Source organism: Paraburkholderia unamae (assembly GCF_003096875.1).
In the GTDB taxonomy this organism is placed as follows: Bacteria; Pseudomonadota; Gammaproteobacteria; order Burkholderiales; family Burkholderiaceae; genus Paraburkholderia; species Paraburkholderia unamae.
Genome location: NZ_QEOB01000006.1, coordinates 385,707 through 406,217 on the forward strand (window position 1 = coordinate 385,707; position 20,511 = coordinate 406,217).

Consider the following 20,511-nt stretch of genomic DNA (forward strand, 5'->3'; position numbering starts at 1 on the left):
CACCCGCATCGAACAAGGAGGCACAGTTGGCAACAATTGACACGAGCGCCGCCATGCCGATCCGGGTGATGTTGCATGTTGCGTGTCACTACGCAACCTTCCCGCTTCCGGCACAGCCATAGCGCGTCCCGCGCGGCTTGTTTTCCAGCGCCGCGCCGTCGCCGTTCTGTAGTTCCCGCGTTTGTTCCCGCGTTTTTCGAGGTCGAGCCGTCCGGCAATGGTTGCCCGGGCGCGCGCATTCCGTTTTCGGCCTCAACACTTAACGCTTCATTCAGGAGAGTCTTCGGGCGTCGCGCCCGGAGCACGCTGTCCATGACAGAGCCAAACAAAAAACCCGACTCGGGCGGACAAACGTTCCGCAAGGTCCTCGGCTTCACTTTCCGGCACTGGTCGCGCCAGCCGGTACGCGTCACGGCCGTGGCGCTCGCCTCGCTGCTCGGCGCGCTCGCCGACGTGCTCACGCCGCATTACGCGGGCCAGCTCGTCGACGCCCTCACCCGCGACGGCGCAGCCGCCAGCGGCAGCGCATGGCATGCGGCCGTCGTCGCGTTCTGGGCACTCACGGCGCTCGGGCTTGGGGGCACGATCATGCGCCAGGCGGCGTATCGCAACATCATCGTGCTCACGCTGCGCATGATGAGCGACATCGCCACGCAGGCGTTTCACCGCGTGCAGCGCTTCTCGACCGACTGGCACGCCAACAGCTTCGCGGGCTCGACGGTGCGCAAGGTCACGCGCGGCATGTGGGCACTCGACCTGCTCAACGACACGCTGCTCGTCGCCCTCTTTCCCTCGCTCGTGATGCTGGTCGGCTCGACGCTGCTGCTCGCGCTCCAGTGGCACGTCATGGGTCTCGTGGTCGGAGTCGGCTCGGCGCTGTACCTCGCCATCACCGTCTCGCTCTCGCTGTTCTACGTCGCCCCCTCGGCGCGGCTCGCGAACCAGTGGGATACGAAGATGGGCGGCGCGCTGGCCGACGCCATCTCGTGCAACGCCGTGGTCAAGGCCTTCGGCGCGGAAGCGCGCGAGGAAGCGCGGCTTGCGCGCGTCGTCTCGAAGTGGAACAGCCGCACACGGCGCACGTGGCAGCGCGGCACGCTCAACGGCGGCGTGCAGGGCGCGCTGCTCGTGGGCATGCAGGCCGCCATCCTCGGCGCGGCGCTGCTGCTGTGGGCACGCGGTCTTGCGAGCGTGGGCGACATCACGTTCGCGCTCACGCTGTTCTTCCTGCTCAAGGGCTATTTGCGCGACGTGGGTATGCACGTGCGCAACCTGCAACGCTCCGTCAACGACATGGAAGAACTCGTGACGCTCGACGCCGAGCCGCTCGGCATCGACGACCGGCCCGGCGCGCCGCCCATCGTGATCGATCAGGGCGACATCCGTTTCGAGAACATGACGTTCCGCTATGGCGCGCAAGATCGAGCGCTGTACGAAAACCTCTCGCTGCGCATCGCGCCTGGCGAGCGCGTGGGCCTCGTCGGGCACTCGGGGTCCGGCAAGACCACGCTGGTCAAGCTGATCCAGCGCCTGTACGACATATCGGACGGCCGCATCACGATCGACGGCCAGGACATCGCGCGCGTGCAGCAGGCGTCGCTGCGCTCGCAGATCGCCATCGTGCAGCAGGAGCCCGTGCTGTTTCACCGCTCGCTCGCGGAGAACATCGCCTACGCGCGGCCCGGCGCCACGCATGCCGAAATCGAGCGCGCGGCGAAGCTCGCGAGCGCGCACGACTTCATCGCGGCGCTGCCGCACGGCTACGACACACTGGTTGGCGAGCGCGGCGTGAAACTCTCGGGTGGCGAGCGCCAGCGCGTGGCGATTGCGCGCGCGTTCCTCGCGAACGCGCCGATCCTGATCTTCGACGAAGCGACCTCGAGCCTCGACAGCGAAAGCGAAGTGCTGATCCAGCAGGCCATGGAGCGGCTGATGGAAGGCCGCACGACCGTCGTGATCGCGCACCGGCTCTCCACCGTGCGCGCGCTCGACCGGTTGCTCGTGCTGGAGCGCGGGCGCGTGGTGGAGGAAGGCACGCACGACGCGCTCGTGCGGCGCGCGAACGGACTCTACCGGCGCCTGTTCGAGCGCCAGGCGCTGGAGTTGACGAAGGGGCTCGCCGACGACGTGATCCTGCGCTGAACCGCCGCGCCCTCCCGCCCGAGGCAGGCTCAGGCGGGAACGGCGCGCGGGTGAGGCTTGATGCGCGCGAGCACTTCGGCAAGCGCCTCGTTCGCGATCTCGGTGTCGTAATGCGTCTGGAGCGCCATCCAGCTGCGTGCGTCGGTGCCGAAATAAACCGCGAGGCGCACGGCCGTATCCGCCGTGATGGCGCGCTTGCCAAGCACGATCTCGTTGATACGGCGAGGCGGCACGCCAATGGCCTTGGCAAGCGCGTACTGGCTGACGCCCATCGGCTTGAGCCATTCTTCGTTCAGGATCTCGCCTGGTGTGGCAAGCGGTACTTCACGTGCCATGATTTTGCTCCTCAGTGATAGTCCACGATGCGTACGTCCGATGCCTCGTCGCCCGCGAAATGAAAGCAGATGCGCCACTGCGCATTGATGCGGATGCTGTACCAGCCGTCCAGCTCCCCGCTGAGGCTCTCCAGCCGGTTGCCCGGCGGCGCCCTCAGGAACGCGAGCGTAGCGGCGGCATGGATCTGCTGAAGCTTGCGCATTGCGACCGTTTCAATGGCGATGAAGCGGGCAATGCGCCGCCCCGCAAAGAGCGCCGCGGTCTCGCGGCAAGCAAAGGAAGTAATCGTCATGGATAGTAACGTCTCACGTTATTAACGTCAAGCGTTACCAATGTGAAATATGTGCGATTCACGCACCAGTCAGCCGTTCGGCCAACACGGGCAGCCGCGCGTCGCCGCGCCGGCGCACCGGTAGACAGGCCCACCGGTCAAAAGGCATTGCGCGCTCCCGCGTTCTGGGCGACGCGCCCGCCCGCGTGGCGTAAAATGTGCGCTTTCCAGCCAGAATCCCAACATGACGCTCGCCTCCACCCCTGAGATCATCGCCGAACTCAAAGCCGGCAAGATGGTCATCCTCGTCGACGAAGAAGACCGGGAAAACGAGGGCGACCTCGTCATTGCAGCGGAATTCGTCACGCCCGAAGCCATCAACTTCATGGCGAAGTACGGCCGCGGCCTGATCTGCCTCACGCTCACCCAGGAGCGCTGCAAGCTGCTCAACCTGCCGCTCATGACTTACCGCAACGGCACGCAGTACGGCACCGCGTTCACGGTCAGCATCGAAGCCGCGGAAGGCGTGACGACCGGCATCTCCGCCGCCGACCGCGCCCGCACGATCCAGGCCGCCGTCGCGCACGACGCGCGTGCCGAGCACATCGTGCAGCCGGGCCACGTGTTCCCGATCATGGCGCAGCCCGGCGGCGTGCTCGTGCGCGCGGGCCACACCGAAGCGGGCTGCGACTTCACGGCGCTCGCGGGCCTCACGCCGGCCGCGGTGATCTGCGAAGTCATCAAGGACGACGGCACGATGGCGCGCCTGCCCGACCTCATCGAGTTCGGCAAGGAGCACGGCCTGAAGATCGGCACCATCGCCGACCTGATCCACTACCGCAGCCGCACCGAGTCGATCGTCGAGCGCGTGGCCGAGCGCACCATGCATACCGCGCACGGCCCGTTCCGCGCGGTCATGTACGTCGACCACCCCACGCGCACGCCGCACATCGCGCTCGTGCGCGGCACGCCCAAGCCCGGCGAGGACACGCCCGTGCGCGTGCACGAGCCGCTCTCGGTGCTCGACCTGCTCGAAACGGGCTCGTCCACGCACTCGTGGACGCTCGACGCCGCCATGCGCGAGATCGCTTCGCGCGACGTGGGCGTGATCGTCATGCTCAACTGCGGCGAACCCAAGGAACACCTGATCGACGTCTTCAAGGCGTTCGACCAGAAAGAGCGCGCGGAGGCGCTCGCCCGCCGGCCCGTGGACTTCAAGACCTACGGTATCGGCGCGCAGATCCTGCGCGAACTCGGCGTGGGCCGCATGCAGGTGCTCTCGAAGCCGCGCCGTCTTGGCAGCATGTCGGGCTACGGCCTGGAAGTCACGGGCTTCGTGCCGATGCCAGGCGGCGACACGCAAGCGCCCTGCGCGCCCGAAACCGCTGACCATACGTCGTCGCGCGGCTGAAGTCGCATCGCGCCCCTTTTACGCGTCACCACGCTCAACCGAACCTACGGACACCACATGGAAATCGGACAATACCAACCGAACCTCGACGGCGACGGACTGCGCATCGGCATCGTCCAGTCGCGCTTTAACGAACCCGTCTGCAACGGCCTTGCCGACGCCTGCATCGAAGAACTCGAACGCCTCGGCGTGACGGGCGAAGACGTGCTGCTCGTCACCGTGCCGGGCGCACTCGAAATCCCGCTCGCGCTGCAAAAGCTCGCCGAAAGCGGCCAGTTCGACGCCCTGATCGCGCTCGGCGCGGTCGTGCGCGGCGAGACGTACCACTTCGAACTCGTCTCGAACGAAAGCGGCTCGGGCATCTCGCGTGTCTCGCTCGACTTCAACGTGCCCATCGCGAACGCCGTGCTCACCACCGAGAACGACGAACAGGCCGTGGCGCGCATGACCGAAAAGGGTCGTGACGCCGCGCGCGTCGCCGTGGAAATGGCGAACCTGACGGTGGCGTTGGAGCAGCTCGACGGCGGCGACGACGATGAAGAAGACGAGGAAGACGAAGAGGAACAGCAATGAAGAGCGCGCGCCGCCGCTCCCGCGAACTGGCCACGCAGGGGTTGTATCAGTGGCTGCTGTCGGGTGTGCCCGCCGGCGAGATCGACGCGCAACTGCGCGGTTCGCAGGGCTACGACAAGGCCGATCACGAGCATCTGGACGCGATCCTGCACGGCGTCATTCGCGAGTCGGACGAACTGTCCGCCTCCATCACGCCGTGCCTCGACCGTCCGATCGAGCAGCTTTCGCCCGTCGAACGCGCGGTGCTGCTCGTCGCGACCTACGAGTTCAAGCATCACGTCGACATTCCGTATCGCGTCGTGATCAACGAAGCGGTCGAGCTCACGAAGACCTTCGGCGGCTCGGATGGCTACAAGTATGTGAACGGCGTGCTCGACAAGCTCGCGGCGCAACTGCGCGCCACCGAAGCTCAAAACGCCCGCAAGTCGTAATAGCGCGAGCCGCCGGGGCAACCGGGCGCCCTGAAGCACAGCGCCCCGCCCCGCGCGCCGCGTGATCTGCCTGTACTGGAAACACCCGCATGAACACCGTTGCCGAACCGCTGCTGCGGCTTGCCGCGCGCGTCGACGAGATTCAGCCGTTCTACGTCATGGAACTGGCGAAGGAAGCCGCCAGGCTCGAGCGCGCCGGACGCGACATCATCCACATGGGCATCGGCGAGCCGGACTTCACGGCGCCCGAGCCCGTGGTCGAGGCCGCGGCCGCCGCGCTGCGCAGCGGCGTCACGCAATACACGAGCGCGCTGGGCATTCACGCGCTGCGTGAAGCGATCGCCGCCCACTACCAGCACGCGTACGGCCTCACGGTCGATCCGGCGCGCATCGTCGTGACGGCTGGCGCCTCCGCGGCGCTCCTGCTCGCGTGCACGGCGCTTGTCGACCGTGACGACGAAGTGCTGATGCCCGACCCCTGCTACCCGTGCAACCGGCACTTCGTGGCCGCCGCGGAGGGCAAGCCGGTGCTCGTGCCGAGCGGCCCGCAGGCGCGCTTCCAGCTCACCGCCGCCGATGTCGAGCGCCTGTGGACGGCGCGCACGCGCGGCGTGCTGCTCGCCTCGCCGTCGAACCCCACCGGCACCTCGATCGAACCCGACGAACTCAAGCGCATCGTGCAGAGCGTGCGCTCGCGCGGCGGCTTCACGATCGTGGACGAAATCTACCAGGGGCTGTCGTACGACGCGCCGCCCGTCTCCGCGCTCTCGTTCGGTGACGACGTGGTGACCGTCAACAGTTTCTCGAAGTACTTCAACATGACCGGCTGGCGTCTGGGTTGGCTCGTGGTGCCGCCTTCGCTCGTCGGCGCGTTCGAGAAGCTCGCGCAGAATCTGTTCATCTGCGCTTCGGCGCTCGCCCAGCACGCCGCGCTCGCGTGCTTCGAGCCGGACACGCTGAAGATCTACGAAGCGCGCCGCCTCGAATTCAAGCGCCGCCGCGACTTCATTGCGCCCGCGCTCGAATCGCTCGGCTTCACGGTGCCCGTGATGCCCGATGGCGCGTTCTATGTCTACGCCGACTGCTCGAACGTCGCGCACCCCGCCGCCGGCGACAGCGACGCGCTCACCCGCGCGATGCTGCACGACGCGGGCACGGTGATGGTGCCGGGCATGGACTTCGGCGTGGCCGCGCCGCGCCAGTACGTGCGGCTGTCGTATGCGACGGCGTACGAGCGTCTGGAGGAAGCGGTCACCCGGCTGCATACGTTCTTCGGCCGCTGATCGCCGCGGGCCGGGCAACAGACAAAGAAAAAGGCACCCGAGGGTGCCTTTTTTGTTGCGTGCGGGCTTGCCGCTACGCATGCATCACGTCAACGCATCACGTCAACGCATCACGTCAACGCGTCACGTCACCGCGTCACATCGATCACGCGCCGAGTTCGGACGAGCCGTGTTTCTGGGCGGTCGTGCTCGCGCTGGCGTCGTCCTGGTCGGACGCACCCTTCGCGGCGGACGCCTTGTCTTCCAGCGCATGCGCGCCGTCAAGCGTCACATGCACGCGCTTGTCGCCGTTGATGCTTGCAACCTTCTGCGGCGCGGACGTGCTGGCCGTCGAGGTGACGGGCGCCTGCGGCGCGTTGATCGGCACGTTGCGGCCGCGGGCCACGTCGCGCAGACGTCCGCGCTCGGCCATCACCTTGGCGCCGTAGCCGCCGTCGTCCGGCGAGGTCGAACCGACATAGAGGCGCAGGCCGCCGGGCAGCGAACCGCCACGCGCGATGCAATCCTTCAGCACCAGTGCGCCGACCTTGATATTGGCGAGCGGATCGAGCGCCGCGCTCTGGCCGCCGAAGTACCGGAACTTGTCGGAATGGACCTTCGACATGACCTGCATCAGGCCCTGCGCACCCACACCGCTCTCGGCGTACGGGTTGAAGCCCGATTCGATCGCCATCACGGCGAGCAGCAGCAGCGGATCGAGACCCACTTCGCGGCCGGTGTCGAACGCCGCCTTCACGAGTTCGCCAACGGGTTCCTGCGCCACGCGGTAGCGGCGCGCCAGATACGTGGCGACGAGCGCTTGTTCGCGCGCCGAGACGAGCACGCGGTCGTCGCGGGCGTCAGGGGTGATGCGCTGCGGCGGGATCATGCGGGCGAGCGAGCCGACGCTCGGCAGCGCGCGCGGGTCGAGGCCATTGAGCGTGACCGCGTCGAGCGTGGCGATGCCGCCGTTCGAAACCGAGGTCGCGACCTTGGCGACGGTGCCGTTGGAGCCGGCCGGCGAAACACCGGCGTTGCCCGCTTCGGGCACGAGCGCTGTGGGCAGCGTCGCGCCGTCGGCGTTGTCGTCGTTGGTGGTCACGCCCGGAGGCGTGAACGAAGGCAGCGGGTTGCCTTGCAGCAGACGCGCCGGACCGGCCTGAACGGCCGCCGAGACGAACGGCATCAGACGCGCGGCCAGCGTGCCGCGCCACGTGGGCAACAGCCAAAGGGCCAGCGCGAGCAGAACGGCACAACCACCAACAATACTAAACAGGTGATGGCTCAGGCGGGTGCCACGGCGCAGCAGCGCACGTAGGCCAAGAGCTACACGCTCGTCGGCGCGCCACCACGATAACCAGGTATTCATCTACAGATCTCCCCATGTTGCATGATCCGGCAGTGGGGTCGGCGCGAAGCTGACGGCCAATCGCAGGATCAAGACACCGCGCGCCCTGGCTGGTGCGGCAGCGGTGTCGGGAAAACGGCAAGTACGCCGTGTGTGGAACTCCTTTGGTATGACCAGGCACGCGATGTGCGCACACGGAGTTCTCACGCGAACAGCCAGCGCAAAGAGGCGCTGGCGAGAACAGCCAATCTAGACCGTGAACAAGCCGTGCAGGGATTCGGCTATACGGCGACGCGTTGCGTCTGAAGGACCGGGAAGTGGCTAAAAATTGCAAGCCCTGCAACCAGTGTGGACGGATTCTATCAGCGTTTTATAGATCGTCAATACTATAGAATGTCAAAACTATAACTAATTGTAATGATGAACGGTGTTCATTCCGTTGGAAACCGCGCGCCAAGTACGTCTGCGGCGGTTATGCGGATTAGCCGCCAGCGTGTGCCAGCCAACACAGGTAAAATCGACAATCGTTACACCGCGTTTCGTCCGGCTTTTCGCGCCGGCCGCGGATCCCGCAGCCGCCCGATGCGGCCCTCAAGTTGGCCACGCGGGCAGGCTACCGAGTTGTCCACCGAGTTGCCCACGACTGGCTCCCGATGAAATACAAAGACCTGCGCGACTTCGTTGGTCGCCTGGAGACGCTCGGCGAATTGCGCCGCGTCCCGCAAGCCGTCTCCCCCGTGCTGGAAATGACCGAACTGTGCGACCGCGTCCTGCGCGCGGGCGGACCGGCCCTACTCTTTGAGAACCGCTCGACGCATGCGTTCCCGGTACTCGGCAATCTGTTCGGCACGCCGCGGCGCGTCGCGCTCGGCATGGGCATCGACGCGCCCGGCAGCGACGACGGCGGCAAAGGTGACGATAGCGCCGCGCTGGAGTCGCTGCGCGACGTGGGGCGCCTGCTCTCGGCGCTGAAGGAACCGGAGCCGCCGCGCGGCCTGCGGGATGCCGGCAAGCTCTTCACGCTTGCCAAGGCCGTCTGGGACATGGCGCCAAAAACCGTGAGCGCGCCGCCCTGCCAGGAGATCGTCTGGGAAGGCAACGACGTCGATCTCGCGAAACTGCCCATCCAGACCTGCTGGCCCGGCGACGCCGGCCCGCTCATCACCTGGGGACTGACCGTCACGCGCGGCCCCAACAAGACCCGCCAAAACCTTGGCATCTACCGCCAGCAGCTCATCGGCCGCAACAAGCTCATCATGCGCTGGCTCGCGCATCGCGGCGGCGCGCTCGATTTTCGCGAATTCGCCCTGAAGCATCCCGGCAAGCCCTACCCCGTGGCGGTCGTGCTGGGCGCCGATCCGGCCACCATTCTCGGCGCCGTCACGCCCGTGCCCGACACGCTGTCGGAGTACCAGTTCGCCGGCCTGCTGCGCGGCGGCCGCACCGAGCTCGCGAAGTGCCTGACGCCCGGCGTCGACACGCTCCAGGTGCCCGCGCGCGCGGAGATCGTGCTCGAAGGCTTCATCTACCCGCAGGCGGGCGAGCCGGGCCCCGCGCCCGCCGGCGCACCGCCGCGCCCCGCGAAGGGCGCGAGCGCCGCCTACGAGCACGCGCTCGAAGGCCCGTACGGCGACCATACGGGCTACTACAACGAGCAGGAGTGGTTTCCCGTGTTCACGGTCGAGCGCATTACCATGCGCCGCGACGCCATCTACCATTCGACCTATACGGGCAAACCGCCCGACGAGCCCGCGGTGCTCGGCGTGGCGCTGAACGAAGTGTTCGTGCCACTCCTGCAAAAGCAGTTTCCCGAGATCACGGACTTCTATCTGCCTCCCGAGGGATGCAGCTACCGCATGGCGATCGTGCAGATGAAGAAGAGCTACGCCGGGCACGCCAAGCGCGTGATGTTCGGCGTGTGGAGCTTCTTGCGCCAGTTCATGTATACAAAGTTCATCGTGGTGGTCGACGATGACGTCGATATCCGCGACTGGAAGGAGGTGATCTGGGCGATCACCACGCGTATCGACCCAGCGCGCGACACGGTGCTCGTCGAGAACACGCCGATCGACTATCTCGATTTCGCGTCGCCGGTGGCGGGCCTCGGCTCGAAGATGGGGCTCGACGCGACCAACAAGTGGCCCGGCGAAACGGACCGCGAATGGGGCCGCGCGATCGAGATGGACGCGGCCGTGAAGACGCGCGTCGATCGCCTGTACGACGAGCTTGGCCTCGGCCGCGGCTAGCCATCGCATGCGGCTTGCGACCCGGCGCGCCGGCCGAATCATCCGCGACGCCCTATTCGCGACGCCGCGCTTCCCGCATCGCGGCCCGTGCCAGGCACGAGGCGCGATGCCAGTGAACCTGAGGAGACACGAAGATGAGCTTGTCCGCATCCGAGCGCCTGACACAACTGAACGACCCCGCCCTCTTCAAGACGCGCGCGTATATCGACGGCGAGTGGAGCGGCGGTGCGGCCACGTTCGCCGTGCTCGACCCCGCCGACAACGCCGAGATCGCGCGCGTGCCTGACTTCGGCGCCGACGAGGCGCAGCGCGCCATCGCCGCCGCGAACGCCGCGCTGCCCGCGTGGCGCGCGAAAACGGGCAAGGAGCGCGCAGCGGTGCTGCGCCGCTGGTTCGACCTCGTGATCGAGCACGCCGACGACCTCGCCGCGATCATGACCGCCGAGCAAGGCAAGCCGCTCGCCGAAGCGCGCGGCGAAGTGCTGTACGGCGCATCGTTCCTGGAGTGGTTCGCCGAAGAGGCCAAGCGCGTGAACGGCGACGTGCTCGCGAGCCCGGCCGCCGACCGCAAGCTCGTCGTGCTCAAGCAGCCGATCGGCGTGTGCGCGTCCATCACGCCCTGGAATTTCCCGATCGCGATGATCACGCGCAAGGTCGCGCCCGCCATCGCCGCGGGTTGCACGATCGTCGTGAAGCCGGCCGAGCAAACGCCGCTATCGGCGCTCGCGCTCGCCGAACTCGCCCAGCGCGCAGGCGTGCCCAAGGGCGTGTTCAACGTGGTCACGGCCGACTCGGCGAACTCCATCGCGATTGGCAAAGCGCTGTGCGAGAGCGACGTCGTGCGCCATCTGTCGTTCACGGGCTCGACGCCGGTGGGCCGGATCCTCATGGAGCAGTGCGCGCCGACGGTCAAGAAGGTCGCGCTGGAATTGGGCGGCCACGCGCCCTTCATCGTGTTCGACGACGCCGATCTCGACGCCGCCGTGGAAGGCGCGATGATCTCGAAATACCGCAACGCGGGACAGACCTGCGTCTGCACGAACCGCTTCTACGCGCACGAGAAGGTCTACGACGCCTTCGTCGAAAAGCTCGCCGCCGCCTCGCGCAAGATCAAGGTCGGCAACGGCTTCGAGGATGGCGTGAATCAGGGGCCGTTGATCGATGACGCAGCCGTCGCGAAGGTCACGCAGCACATTGCCGATGCGACCGCCCAGGGCGCGAAGCTCGTAGCGGGCGGCAAGGTCAGCTCGGGCCGCTACGTGGAGCCGACCGTGCTCGCCGACGTCACGCGCGACATGCTGATCGCGCGTGAGGAAACCTTCGGACCGGTCGCCGCGGTGTTCCGCTTCAGCGACGAAGCCGAGGTGATCGGCCTCGCCAACGACACCGAATTCGGCCTCGCCTCCTACTTCTATAGCCGCGATATTGGCCGCGTCTGGCGCGTGGCCGAAGCGCTCGAATACGGCATGGTGGGCATCAACACCGGGCTCATTTCGAACGAGGTCGCGCCGTTCGGCGGCGTCAAGCAGTCGGGCCTGGGGCGCGAAGGCTCGAAGTACGGCATCGACGAATATGTCGAGCTCAAATACCTGTGCATCGGGGTTTGAGATTCACTTGAACCACTGACCGGCGCATCGCCCGCGTTCTCGCACGCGGGCGGCGCCGGCGCGCAGTCCATACCAACAAGAAATCGTTTTCATGCCTCACGTCTCCCTGCTTTCCGACGGCTTTTTTCTGTCGCTTTCGCTGTGCCTCGACATCGGTCTCGTCAACGTCGCCATCATTTCGCTCACGCTCACACACGGCTTTCGCGCGGGCTTCTGGCTCGGCCTCGGCTCGTGCCTGGGCGACCTCATCTACGCCGCGCTCGCGCTTGCGGGCATGGCCGCGCTGTTGCAGTTTTCGGCCGTGCGCTGGATCGTGTGGATCGGCGGTTCGGCGTTGCTGCTGATGCTCACCTGGAAGATGGCGCGCGAAGCGCTCAATCCGGCAACGGCACCTCCCGTGGAAGGCGAAGCCGACAGCACCGCCCCGCTGCCCAAGCCGTGGCGCAGCTTCGGGCGCGGCGTGCTGCTCGCGCTCTCGTCGCCGAGCGCGATTCTGTGGTTCGCGGCCGTCGGCGGCGCGCTGATCGCCAAATCGGGCGCAACGAGCGCGGGCGCAGCTTCGCTCTTTCTGCTGGGGTTCTTCGCGGGCGGGCTCGGCTGGACCCTGTTCCTGTGCGGCCTCGCGAGCCACGGGCGCAAGCGCGCAGGCACCGGCCTGCTGCGCGCCTGCCACGTCCTCTCGGCGCTGCTCTTCGCCTGGTTCTCATATAGCGTGATCGTGCACGGGTATCACGACCTGATCCTGCAAGGCGCGGCCGCGACGTAATGCGCGTGCGTGCGACGCGTTAGACGCGTTAAGTGCGCTCAAAAAGAAACGGCGCAACGCGGCATGAGCCGACGTTGCGCCGTTCGAAAAGCTTGATGCCCGGGCGGCCCATGCCGCCCGGCACACTCAATGACGGTAGTAACCACCGTGGCCGTAGTAGCCGCGACCGTAATAGCCACGGCCGTAGTAACCGTGGTGCCAGTACGGACGGCCATAGTAGCCGCCGTAGCCGCCGACGACGACGGCGGGCGGCGGCGCATAGACCACCGGAGGCGGCGCGTAGACGACGGGCGGGGGCGGCGGTGCGTAGACCGGCGCGGCATAAACCGGATAAGCCGGGGCCACCGGGATACCGATGCCGATACCCACCGAAACGTGCGCCTGAGCCGCGCTGACGAACCCCACACCCAGCGCAGCGGCAACGATGAACGAAACGGTCTTTTTCACTTCTCTTCTCCTGGCGGCGGCCAACGACGGCGACGCTCACATGACGGGCACAGCCCACGTATTCAATGTATCGAAAACGGGGACGCGCAATGGTAGCCATTTGTTTCGAATTGCAATCCCGTTCGCGGGCCGCCAGGCGCCTTGCCAGGCCCGCCCCGCAAGGCAGAGGCCCCAAAGCGCCGCAAGCGCGCCTCGTCGAGGCGCAATTCGTCACACATTCGACAATCCCGTCATTCTTACCGGCACAGCCGCGCCTCCGTGTAACTTTCCCGGTAATGTTTGATTACAAATTGGTTGATCAAGCCCGGAAACGACGATGCCCGGTCCTGAGACCGGGCATCGTGTCGAGTCAGTCGGCCGGCCGCACGAGCGCAGCCGGTCATGTCGTGGAAGTCCTCCGCTATCCGACCTTTACGTAGGTGAACTCGCGCGTGACGTTCGGTGGCACGTAAGCGCCGCTGATGCGTACGCGCGGCGAGAGGCGCTTTTTCTGATCCCACCAGCGGCGGCGTTGAACGGGCGTGAGGAACCTCAGATGCTTTCGGTAAGCGAATATGCTCATGGCGAACTCCCCGAATCGGACTACCGACAGGAACAAACCCAATTGCACGACTGCAACAACGAAACCGAAACGATTAAAAGTATTGTGCTCAGATTCCGCGACAGCAATTGCGGTGTTGCGAGATAGCCTCACTGGCATCTTATATGCGCAATGGACTATTCGTTGCGCCATGCGCGTGCTGGATGCGGGCTGCTCCGCAGCCCCAGCAGGAACCGTACCGCGCACAACATCGGCAGTTGTAATCGAAGCGTCGGCGCAGCATCGGTACGAAAGCGAACATTTCGCGCGCCGGGCGCGGCGCCGGCGCAACACCCGCTCCAAGGCAGCGCGCCTGGTCCGTCGGAAGCACTGTAGCGGATCGCGGAAAACCCTGACGCGAGAGCCAACACTTTCCGCCACTTCAATAGCGCCGCTCCGACTCCGCCGCTTTGCGCGAGGCGCGCGCCGGCACATTGATCGTGAATACTGGCAAGCCGTAAGCCGTGTTAATGTTGCGCCCACGGGACTCACCGACGAGAACGCACAATGATCAAGGTCAGCATCCTCTATCCGTATCGCGAGAACGGGCGTTTCGACACCGGGTACTACTGCACGCACCACATGCCGCTTGCGGCGAAGCTGTTTGGTGACTCGCTCCGGGGCTGGTCCGTCGATATCGGCATCAATGCGGGGCCGCCGGGCACGCCGCCCCCGTATGTCGCGGCCGGGCACTTCCTGTTCGAGACGGTCGATGCGTTCTACGCCGTATTTCAACCGCACGCCGACACGCTCCTCGACGACATTCCAAACTATACCGACGGCGGAAATGGCACGATTCTGATCAGCGAGATCAAGGTGTCCGTCTGAGCGCCCCGCACCCGGCGCAACGAGACCGGATAGACCGCGACCTCGCCTGACAAGCCGCCACACGCCAACCACGCTGCCACTTACCACAAGAAGGAAACAACACCGATGTTCGGCGATATCGCCCGCTTTCTGCTCAATACGGTCTTCACACTGTTCGGCGCGGCGCTGCTGCTGCGCGCCTGGTTGCAGTACGTGCGCGTGCCGCCGTACAACCCCGTCACGCACGCCATCCAGCAGGTCACCAACTGGCTCGTGCTGCCGCTGCGGCACGTCATTCCCGGCGTGCGCGGCATCGACTGGGCCAGCGTCGTCGCGGCGCTCGTCGCGGCCGTCGTCTATGTGCTGCTGATGGTGTGGATCGCGGGCGTCGACCCGTTCGGCCTCTTGCCGACGCTTCTGATCGTAGCCGTGCTCACGCTCGTGAAATGGGCGCTCAACCTGCTGATCTGGCTGACGATCCTGATGGCGCTGCTCTCGTGGCTCAACCCGCGCTCGGCGGCAATGCCCGTGCTGTTCCAGTTGACGGCGCCGTTCCTGAACCCGCTGCGCCGCATCCTGCCGAACCTGGGCGGGCTCGACCTCTCGCCTATCCTGCTGTTCGTGATCGTGCAGGTGCTGCTGATGGTGGTTACGCGCGCAGCCGTTTCGCTCACGCTCTTCGGGATCTGAACGGAACCCCGGTGCTTACCGGTTTGCGTATCTGACGGCGCGCCTTGCGCCATCAGATACGGTCACGTCATTGCGCAAATGCGTGAAAACCGCGTAAAATGGCGCGCTCTGCGGGTGTCGTATAATGGTTATTACCCCAGCTTCCCAAGCTGGAGACGTGGGTTCGATTCCCATCGCCCGCTCCACGTCGGCTTACCGACCTCTCTTCGAGGCGTCGAGCGCCCTTCCCGGGCCGCCCTGCACGCTTCACCGGCACACGCCGGGCAGACCTGAACTCCTCCGTTGCACAATGCAGTCTGGCGCTTCTCGGGTTCTCCCGCACGCGCCGCGAGCCGGTCAGCCGATCCACTGATACGCCATATTGCCGGGTCAGCCGGCGGGTTACGCACGACCGCACGACTACCGCAAAATGACTCGCCGCGCGCCCTCGGGCGCGCCAGTCTCCAATGGAAGAATTCTTCATGTCCCGGACGAGCGCGATCGCCTTGATCGTGAGATCGCGCAAGTCCCTTCTCGCCGACGCCGAAGAGCGCATGCCCGCCGACGCCGAGCGTCTGAACGCCGCCGCCGCGGACCTCACCCGCCTGCTGCTCGACGTGCGCGCCGGTCGTGTGAATGCGTTCGAGCTGAACCAGCCCACGCGAATGCGGGTTTTCATTTCCGCCGACTGACTGAGCCGGCCGCACTGAATGCCCGGTAACACCGCGTGACGCAGCAGGCCGACCGCCCCGCACCCCGCCGGAGCCGTTGCGCCGCGCTGATATAATGCGCGACGGCTGTGGAGCCGCCAGGCTCCGAGCGCGCAACGGCGCATCAGGCGCCCGCATTGCGGCGCAGCCCGGCCCCCTTACCGATAGCCGCGAAATCCGCCGCTCTCACGACCCATCCGCGAAGATGAATCACGATCCCAACGACGCAGTCCGCCCCGACTGCACGCCGTCCGACGCAGCGGACGCAGCCTCCGATACGAACGCACAATCCGGCGCCACCGCCGACGACGCGCTGCGCCATCGCCGCATCCGTAGCTTCGTGACCCGCGCCGGCCGCGTCTCGACCGGCCAGCGCCGCGCGCTCGACGAATTCGGCCCGCGCTTCGTCGTGCCGTACACCCCCGAGGCCGCCGACTGGGACACCGTGTTCGGACGCCATGCGCCGCGCGTGCTGGAGATCGGATTCGGGATGGGAGCCAGCACGGCGGAAATCGCCGCGCTGCGCCCGCAGGACGACTTCCTCGGCGTGGAAGTCCACGAGCCGGGCGTTGGCGCGCTGCTCAAGCTGATCGGCGAGCAGAACCTGAGCAATATCCGCATCATCCAGCACGATGCGGTGGAGGTGCTCGAGCACATGATCGCGCCCGCGAGCCTCGACGGCGTGCACATCTTCTTCCCGGACCCGTGGCACAAGGCGCGCCACCACAAGCGCCGCCTGATCCAGCCGAAGTTCGTGGCGCACCTCGTCTCGCGCATGAAGCCGGGCGCGTATCTGCACTGCGCGACCGACTGGCAGAACTACGCGGAACAGATGCTGGAAGTGCTCGGCGCGGAACCCACGCTGGAAAATACGGCCGCCGACTACGCGCCGCGCCCCGACTACCGGCCGGTCACGAAGTTCGAGCGCCGCGGCCTGCGCCTGGGTCACGGCGTGTGGGATCTGGTGTTCCGCCGCCGCGCGGACTGAAACCGCCAGCCGCAAGAAAAACGGGCGCCATGATGTCATCGGCGCCCGTTGTGTTTTTAATCGTCCCAGCCTAGCCCGCCGCCGTAACCGAGCAGCAGGATCACGAGACCGAACACGATGCGGTACCACGCGAAGGCCGTGAAGTCGTGCGAAGCGACGAAGCGCAGCAGCCAGCGCACGCACGCGAACGCACTCACGAACGCGGCGACGAACCCGATTCCGAAAAGGCCGAGCCAGTCCACGGAGAGCACTTGCCAGCTCTTGTGCAGTTCATAGACGGTCGCACCGAAGATCACAGGAATCGCGAGGAAAAACGAGAACTCGGTCGCGACGCGCCGATCGAGGCCGAACAGCATGCCGCCGATGATGGTCGAGCCGGAGCGCGACATGCCCGGAATCAGCGCGAAACACTGGGCGCAGCCCACCTTGAACGCATCGAGCGGCGAGATCTCGTCAATCGAGTTCACGCGCGCGCCGCGCTGCTCCGCGACCGGCCGCCCTTTTGCGGCGGCGCGCATACGGCTTTCGACCCAAAGGATGACGAGACCACCGCCCACGAGCGCGAACGCCACGGGCACCGGCGCGAACAGCACCGACTTGATCGCCTTTTCGAAACTCAGCCCGAGAACGACCGCCGGAATCGTCGCGATGATCACGTTGAGCGCAAAGCGCCGCGCGTCGGGGCGCCTTGGCAGGCCCACGATCACATTGCCGATCTTGCGCCGGAACTCCCAGCACACCGCGAGGATCGCGCCGAACTGGATCACCACGTCAAAGGTCTTGGCAAACTCGCCCTCGAAATTAAGCAGGCTGCCCACGACGATCAGATGCCCCGTGCTCGAAACGGGCAGAAACTCCGTGAGGCCTTCGACGATGCCGAGAATCAAGGCCTTGCAGGTCAAAATCCAGTCCATCCCTTTTATCCCTCTTTTTTCGTGAGAACGCGCGTGGGCTGTGCGGCGCGCGCCACGCCACACAGCCGACCACGACCACGCGCGCCGCTTTCTCGCCGGCCTACTTCTCGACGATCTGCACGCGTATGCCGTTTGTAAGGATAGTGATTGTACCGGGTTCGTAATTCACGCCGGCAAATTGAAGTTGTTCCGGCTTGAAGGTGTAGACGGGATAGTTGTTGAGCAACTGGGTAGCGACGAGCGCCGCGACCGCGTTGACCTGCGGCGCATAGGCGGCCGCGCTGCCGGCCATGTCGACGCCATCGACCGAAGGCGACCGGAGCACGACGGCATGGCTCGCGACGTCGTAGGCGAGCTCGCTGGAAATCGTGAACGCACCGCTTACGGGCTGCTGCATCAGCGGGCTTTCGAGGTGCGCGTCCAGGCGCACGGCTACGCGGTTGCGATCGGGCTGCAACGTCACCACGGGGTTGGTGAGCGAAACATCGAAGATCTGCTGCATGGAACGGTGATACGGAAACTTGCGCTGCACCGCGTCCTGCACCTGCTGCTGCGAAAACGTGTAGTGATCGGGGATGAACGGGAAAATCCCCGTCGCACACGCGCCCAGCGACATCGCCGTACCCGCCGCCGCGCAGGCTGCGAGCAGGAAGGCGCGCCGGGAAACGCGCGTTGCGTTCTGGATCATGCGAAATCTCCTTGTTTGGCCGGGTGAAGCCAGGTGAGGCCGAATGTAGCCAAGTCTGGGCGCCGATATTCTGGCGCAAAGCGGCGCGCGGGCGCGTTGTGCGGCGTGGTTAGCGCGCGCCTTGCGGCTGGGTTTGCGCTTCGAGCCGCGTGAGCCAGGCAATCGCTTCCCCGCGCGAAGTGCCGCACATCTCCGCCTGCGGCTGCAACCCCGAGCAGCACGCCGGCCGCGACGGCAAGCCAAAGATCATGCAGCGCAGGTCTTCGCCGAGCTGCACGCAGCGCACGCCGGCCGGCTTGCCCTCAGGCATGCCGGGAATCGGACTGGTGATGGACGGCGCGATGCAGCACGCGCCGCAACCGGGGCGACACGCATGAGCTGTGACATCGGGCTGAGAATCGGGGGGAGAAACAGTACTCACTTCGGCTTCCTGAAACGCGGGCTAAATCTGGCAAAACGTGAATGCCGGAACACGGCGAACGCGGCGGCAAACCAGACGACCAGACGCATTGTGCCATTGCCCACATGCGACCTTTTTACACAATCGCTTCTTCCGACACGCTCTTACACTTTGACCATCTGGTGCTGTAGGACAAGCACACCGGTGCGCGGGCTCCCGCCGCGCCGGATGCCGCCCGCCCACGCGCCGCCCTTCCACGAGAGCCCTGCATGAGCGACGCCGACCTGCTCTTTCGCCCCGACCTGCTCGCCAAATACGGCGCCAACGGCCCGCGCTACACGTCCTACCCCACCGCCCTTCAGTTCCGCGACGACTTCGATCCCGGCGACTACCGCCGCGCCGCCGCCGATCCCGGCGCAAGCGACACCGATCTCTCGCTGTACTTTCACATCCCGTTTTGCGACACCGTCTGTTTCTATTGCGGCTGCAACAAGGTCGTGACGAAAAACCGCGGCCGCGCGAAGCCCTATCTTCAACAGCTAATCCGCGAGCTGGAACTCCAGGCCGCACTGTTCGACACCCATCGCCCGGTTTCGCAACTGCACTGGGGCGGCGGCACGCCCACCTTTCTCTCGCTCGACGAAATGAGCGCGCTCATGGCCGCAACGCGCGAACACTTCGCGCTGCGGCCGGACAGCGAAGGCGAATATTCGATCGAGATCGACCCGCGCGAAGCTTCGGCGCAAACCGTCGCGCATCTGCGCTCGCTCGGCTTCAATCGACTGAGCCTCGGCGTGCAGGACTTCGACCCGGTCGTGCAGCAGGCGATCAACCGTATCCAGCCGCTCGAAATGACCGTCGACGTGATGAACGCCGCACGCGCGAACGGTTTCGAGTCGATCAGCGTCGATCTGATTTACGGCCTGCCGCACCAGAACGTCAAAAGCTTCCAGCGTACGCTGGAGACGATGCTGCTGCTCGCGCCCGACCGCATCTCGGTTTTCGGCTACGCGCACATGCCGCATCTGTTCAAGATGCAACGGCAGATGGACGAAAGCACGCTGCCCACGCCGGCCACGCGCCTCGCGCTGCTGCGGCTCGTGGTCGAGCAGTTGACCGAGGCGGGCTACGTGTATATCGGCATGGACCATTTCGCGCTGCCCACCGACGAACTCGCGCGCGCGCAGGCGCAGCGCACGCTGCACCGCAATTTTCAGGGCTACAGCACGCGCGCCGACTGCGATTTGATCGGCTTCGGCGCCTCGTCGATCGGCAAGGTCGGCGACGTCTACGCGCAAAACGCGAAGGATCTGCCCGGCTACGGCGCGGCCATCGGCGCGGGACGGCTTGCCATCTCGCGCGGCGTGCGCCTCACCGCCGACGACCGCCTGCGCCGCGACATCATCACCGAACTCATGTGCAATCTGGAATTGCGCTACGACGAGTTCGAAGCGGCTTACGGCGTGCGCTTCCCGGCGGCCTTTGCCGCCGAACTCGACCGGCTGCGTGAATTCGAGCGCGACGGCCTCGTTGCGCGCGGCACCAACCGGCTCGAAATTCTGCCCGCCGGGCGCATGTTCGTGCGCAATATCGCGATGGTGTTCGACCGCTACCTCGGCACGCAGCGGCCCGAGCGGTTCTCGCGGACGATTTGACGGGCCTCGCGTCGCATGGTTGCCTGAGCCGCCGATTTGCGTCATAATCTAAGGCTACTTCGAGCGCTTGTACGTTGGCGCTTGAGTTTGCGATGCACGCCTCGGTGGTGAAATTGGTAGACGCGCCGGACTCAAAATCCGGTTCCGAAAGGAGTGCCGGTTCGATTCCGGCCCGAGGCACCAAAGATTATTCCGGCAAGTTCCGGCGAAGTACAGAAACCCGCGACAGCACAAGGCTTCGCGGGTTTTTTGTTTCCTGC

At 66.0% G+C, this 20,511-nt stretch carries 21 protein-coding genes and 2 tRNA genes; 15 read left to right on the forward strand and 8 right to left on the reverse strand.

What is annotated here, in order from left to right; genetic code table 11:
* Positions 1-312 precede the first annotated feature (312 nt).
* Entirely contained in the window at positions 313-2,142 is a 1,830-nt protein-coding gene (locus tag C7402_RS15545) for an ABC transporter ATP-binding protein (RefSeq protein ID WP_116611212.1), read from the forward strand.
* A gap of 29 nt (positions 2,143-2,171) precedes the next feature.
* Here C7402_RS15545 and C7402_RS15550 read toward each other — a convergent pair whose 3' ends face one another.
* Both C7402_RS15550 and C7402_RS15555 read right to left on the reverse strand, forming a co-directional pair.
* Positions 2,172-2,477: a HigA family addiction module antitoxin gene (locus C7402_RS15550; RefSeq protein ID WP_112171434.1), complete on the reverse strand. Its 306-nt coding sequence runs from the start codon at positions 2,475-2,477 to the stop codon at positions 2,172-2,174.
* Between the two features lie 11 nt (positions 2,478-2,488).
* Positions 2,489-2,770, reverse strand: a complete 282-nt coding sequence (locus tag C7402_RS15555) for a type II toxin-antitoxin system RelE/ParE family toxin (protein WP_112171435.1) — start codon at positions 2,768-2,770, stop codon at positions 2,489-2,491.
* 223 nt (positions 2,771-2,993) lie between these two features.
* Between C7402_RS15555 and ribBA the strand changes: the two genes are divergently transcribed.
* The 4 genes from ribBA (at position 2,994) to C7402_RS15575 (ending at position 6,447) form a co-directional block, all read left to right on the forward strand.
* On the forward strand, positions 2,994-4,160 hold the full coding sequence (ribBA, locus tag C7402_RS15560; RefSeq protein ID WP_112171436.1) for a bifunctional 3,4-dihydroxy-2-butanone-4-phosphate synthase/GTP cyclohydrolase II: 1,167 nt from the start codon (positions 2,994-2,996) through the stop codon (positions 4,158-4,160).
* Positions 4,161-4,217: 57 nt separating this feature from the next.
* A complete protein-coding gene (ribH, locus tag C7402_RS15565) occupies positions 4,218-4,733 on the forward strand; it encodes a 6,7-dimethyl-8-ribityllumazine synthase (protein ID WP_112171437.1) in 516 nt (171 codons plus the stop codon).
* Positions 4,730-5,164, forward strand: coding sequence for a transcription antitermination factor NusB (gene nusB, locus C7402_RS15570; protein WP_028205233.1), 435 nt, complete (start codon positions 4,730-4,732; stop codon positions 5,162-5,164). The genes ribH and nusB overlap by 4 nt, the downstream gene beginning before the upstream one ends.
* Before the next feature lie 89 nt (positions 5,165-5,253).
* On the forward strand, positions 5,254-6,447 hold the full coding sequence (locus tag C7402_RS15575; protein ID WP_116611213.1) for a pyridoxal phosphate-dependent aminotransferase: 1,194 nt from the start codon (positions 5,254-5,256) through the stop codon (positions 6,445-6,447).
* A gap of 145 nt (positions 6,448-6,592) precedes the next feature.
* Here C7402_RS15575 and C7402_RS15580 read toward each other — a convergent pair whose 3' ends face one another.
* Positions 6,593-7,795, reverse strand: coding sequence for a transglycosylase SLT domain-containing protein (locus C7402_RS15580; protein ID WP_116611214.1), 1,203 nt, complete (start codon positions 7,793-7,795; stop codon positions 6,593-6,595).
* Between the two features lie 632 nt (positions 7,796-8,427).
* Here C7402_RS15580 and C7402_RS15585 point away from each other — a divergent pair.
* The 3 genes from C7402_RS15585 (at position 8,428) to C7402_RS15595 (ending at position 12,393) form a co-directional block, all read left to right on the forward strand.
* Entirely contained in the window at positions 8,428-10,020 is a 1,593-nt protein-coding gene (locus C7402_RS15585) for a UbiD family decarboxylase (protein WP_116611215.1), read from the forward strand.
* A gap of 134 nt (positions 10,021-10,154) precedes the next feature.
* Positions 10,155-11,627: an NAD-dependent succinate-semialdehyde dehydrogenase gene (locus C7402_RS15590; protein ID WP_116611216.1), complete on the forward strand. Its 1,473-nt coding sequence runs from the start codon at positions 10,155-10,157 to the stop codon at positions 11,625-11,627.
* Between the two features lie 91 nt (positions 11,628-11,718).
* A complete protein-coding gene (locus C7402_RS15595) occupies positions 11,719-12,393 on the forward strand; it encodes a LysE family translocator (protein ID WP_112171442.1) in 675 nt (224 codons plus the stop codon).
* Between the two features lie 126 nt (positions 12,394-12,519).
* Here C7402_RS15595 and C7402_RS15600 read toward each other — a convergent pair whose 3' ends face one another.
* A complete protein-coding gene (locus C7402_RS15600) occupies positions 12,520-12,840 on the reverse strand; it encodes a hypothetical protein (RefSeq protein WP_112171443.1) in 321 nt (106 codons plus the stop codon).
* A gap of 400 nt (positions 12,841-13,240) precedes the next feature.
* Complete coding sequence (locus tag C7402_RS46950; RefSeq protein ID WP_165841897.1) at positions 13,241-13,402, reverse strand: hypothetical protein; 162 nt, start codon at positions 13,400-13,402, stop codon at positions 13,241-13,243.
* A 525-nt stretch (positions 13,403-13,927) separates the two neighbouring features.
* Here C7402_RS46950 and C7402_RS15610 point away from each other — a divergent pair.
* The 5 genes from C7402_RS15610 to trmB all read left to right on the forward strand — a co-directional run bounded on the left by C7402_RS15610 (position 13,928) and on the right by trmB (position 16,594).
* Positions 13,928-14,248 (forward strand): EthD family reductase, encoded by a 321-nt coding sequence (locus tag C7402_RS15610; RefSeq protein ID WP_112171445.1) that lies wholly within the window; start codon positions 13,928-13,930, stop codon positions 14,246-14,248.
* Between the two features lie 105 nt (positions 14,249-14,353).
* The gene (locus C7402_RS15615) at positions 14,354-14,917 is read left to right on the forward strand and encodes a YggT family protein (protein WP_112171446.1); all 564 of its coding nucleotides are present in this window, start codon (positions 14,354-14,356) and stop codon (positions 14,915-14,917) included.
* A gap of 110 nt (positions 14,918-15,027) precedes the next feature.
* Positions 15,028-15,102 (forward strand) — tRNA-Gly (locus C7402_RS15620).
* Positions 15,103-15,378: 276 nt separating this feature from the next.
* Positions 15,379-15,588 carry a hypothetical protein gene (locus C7402_RS15625; protein ID WP_133254495.1) on the forward strand — a complete coding sequence of 70 codons (210 nt, stop codon included), beginning with the start codon at positions 15,379-15,381 and terminating at the stop codon, positions 15,586-15,588.
* A gap of 223 nt (positions 15,589-15,811) precedes the next feature.
* A complete protein-coding gene (trmB, locus tag C7402_RS15630) occupies positions 15,812-16,594 on the forward strand; it encodes a tRNA (guanosine(46)-N7)-methyltransferase TrmB (RefSeq protein WP_116611217.1) in 783 nt (260 codons plus the stop codon).
* Between the two features lie 56 nt (positions 16,595-16,650).
* On the opposite strand, the gene C7402_RS15635 is transcribed toward trmB, so the two are convergent.
* From C7402_RS15635 to C7402_RS15645, 3 genes are all read right to left on the reverse strand, one after another.
* Entirely contained in the window at positions 16,651-17,508 is an 858-nt protein-coding gene (locus tag C7402_RS15635) for an undecaprenyl-diphosphate phosphatase (RefSeq protein WP_116611218.1), read from the reverse strand.
* Positions 17,509-17,608: 100 nt separating this feature from the next.
* Entirely contained in the window at positions 17,609-18,196 is a 588-nt protein-coding gene (locus C7402_RS15640; protein WP_116611219.1) for a DUF1439 domain-containing protein, read from the reverse strand.
* Positions 18,197-18,305: 109 nt separating this feature from the next.
* Positions 18,306-18,617, reverse strand: a complete 312-nt coding sequence (locus C7402_RS15645) for a YkgJ family cysteine cluster protein (protein WP_112171451.1) — start codon at positions 18,615-18,617, stop codon at positions 18,306-18,308.
* Between the two features lie 248 nt (positions 18,618-18,865).
* Here C7402_RS15645 and hemN point away from each other — a divergent pair, with 248 nt between their 5' ends.
* Both hemN and C7402_RS15655 read left to right on the forward strand, forming a co-directional pair.
* Positions 18,866-20,251, forward strand: a complete 1,386-nt coding sequence (gene hemN, locus C7402_RS15650) for an oxygen-independent coproporphyrinogen III oxidase (protein ID WP_116611220.1) — start codon at positions 18,866-18,868, stop codon at positions 20,249-20,251.
* Positions 20,252-20,349: 98 nt separating this feature from the next.
* Positions 20,350-20,434: transfer RNA gene (locus C7402_RS15655), tRNA-Leu, on the forward strand.
* The last annotated feature ends 77 nt before the right edge of the window (positions 20,435-20,511 follow it).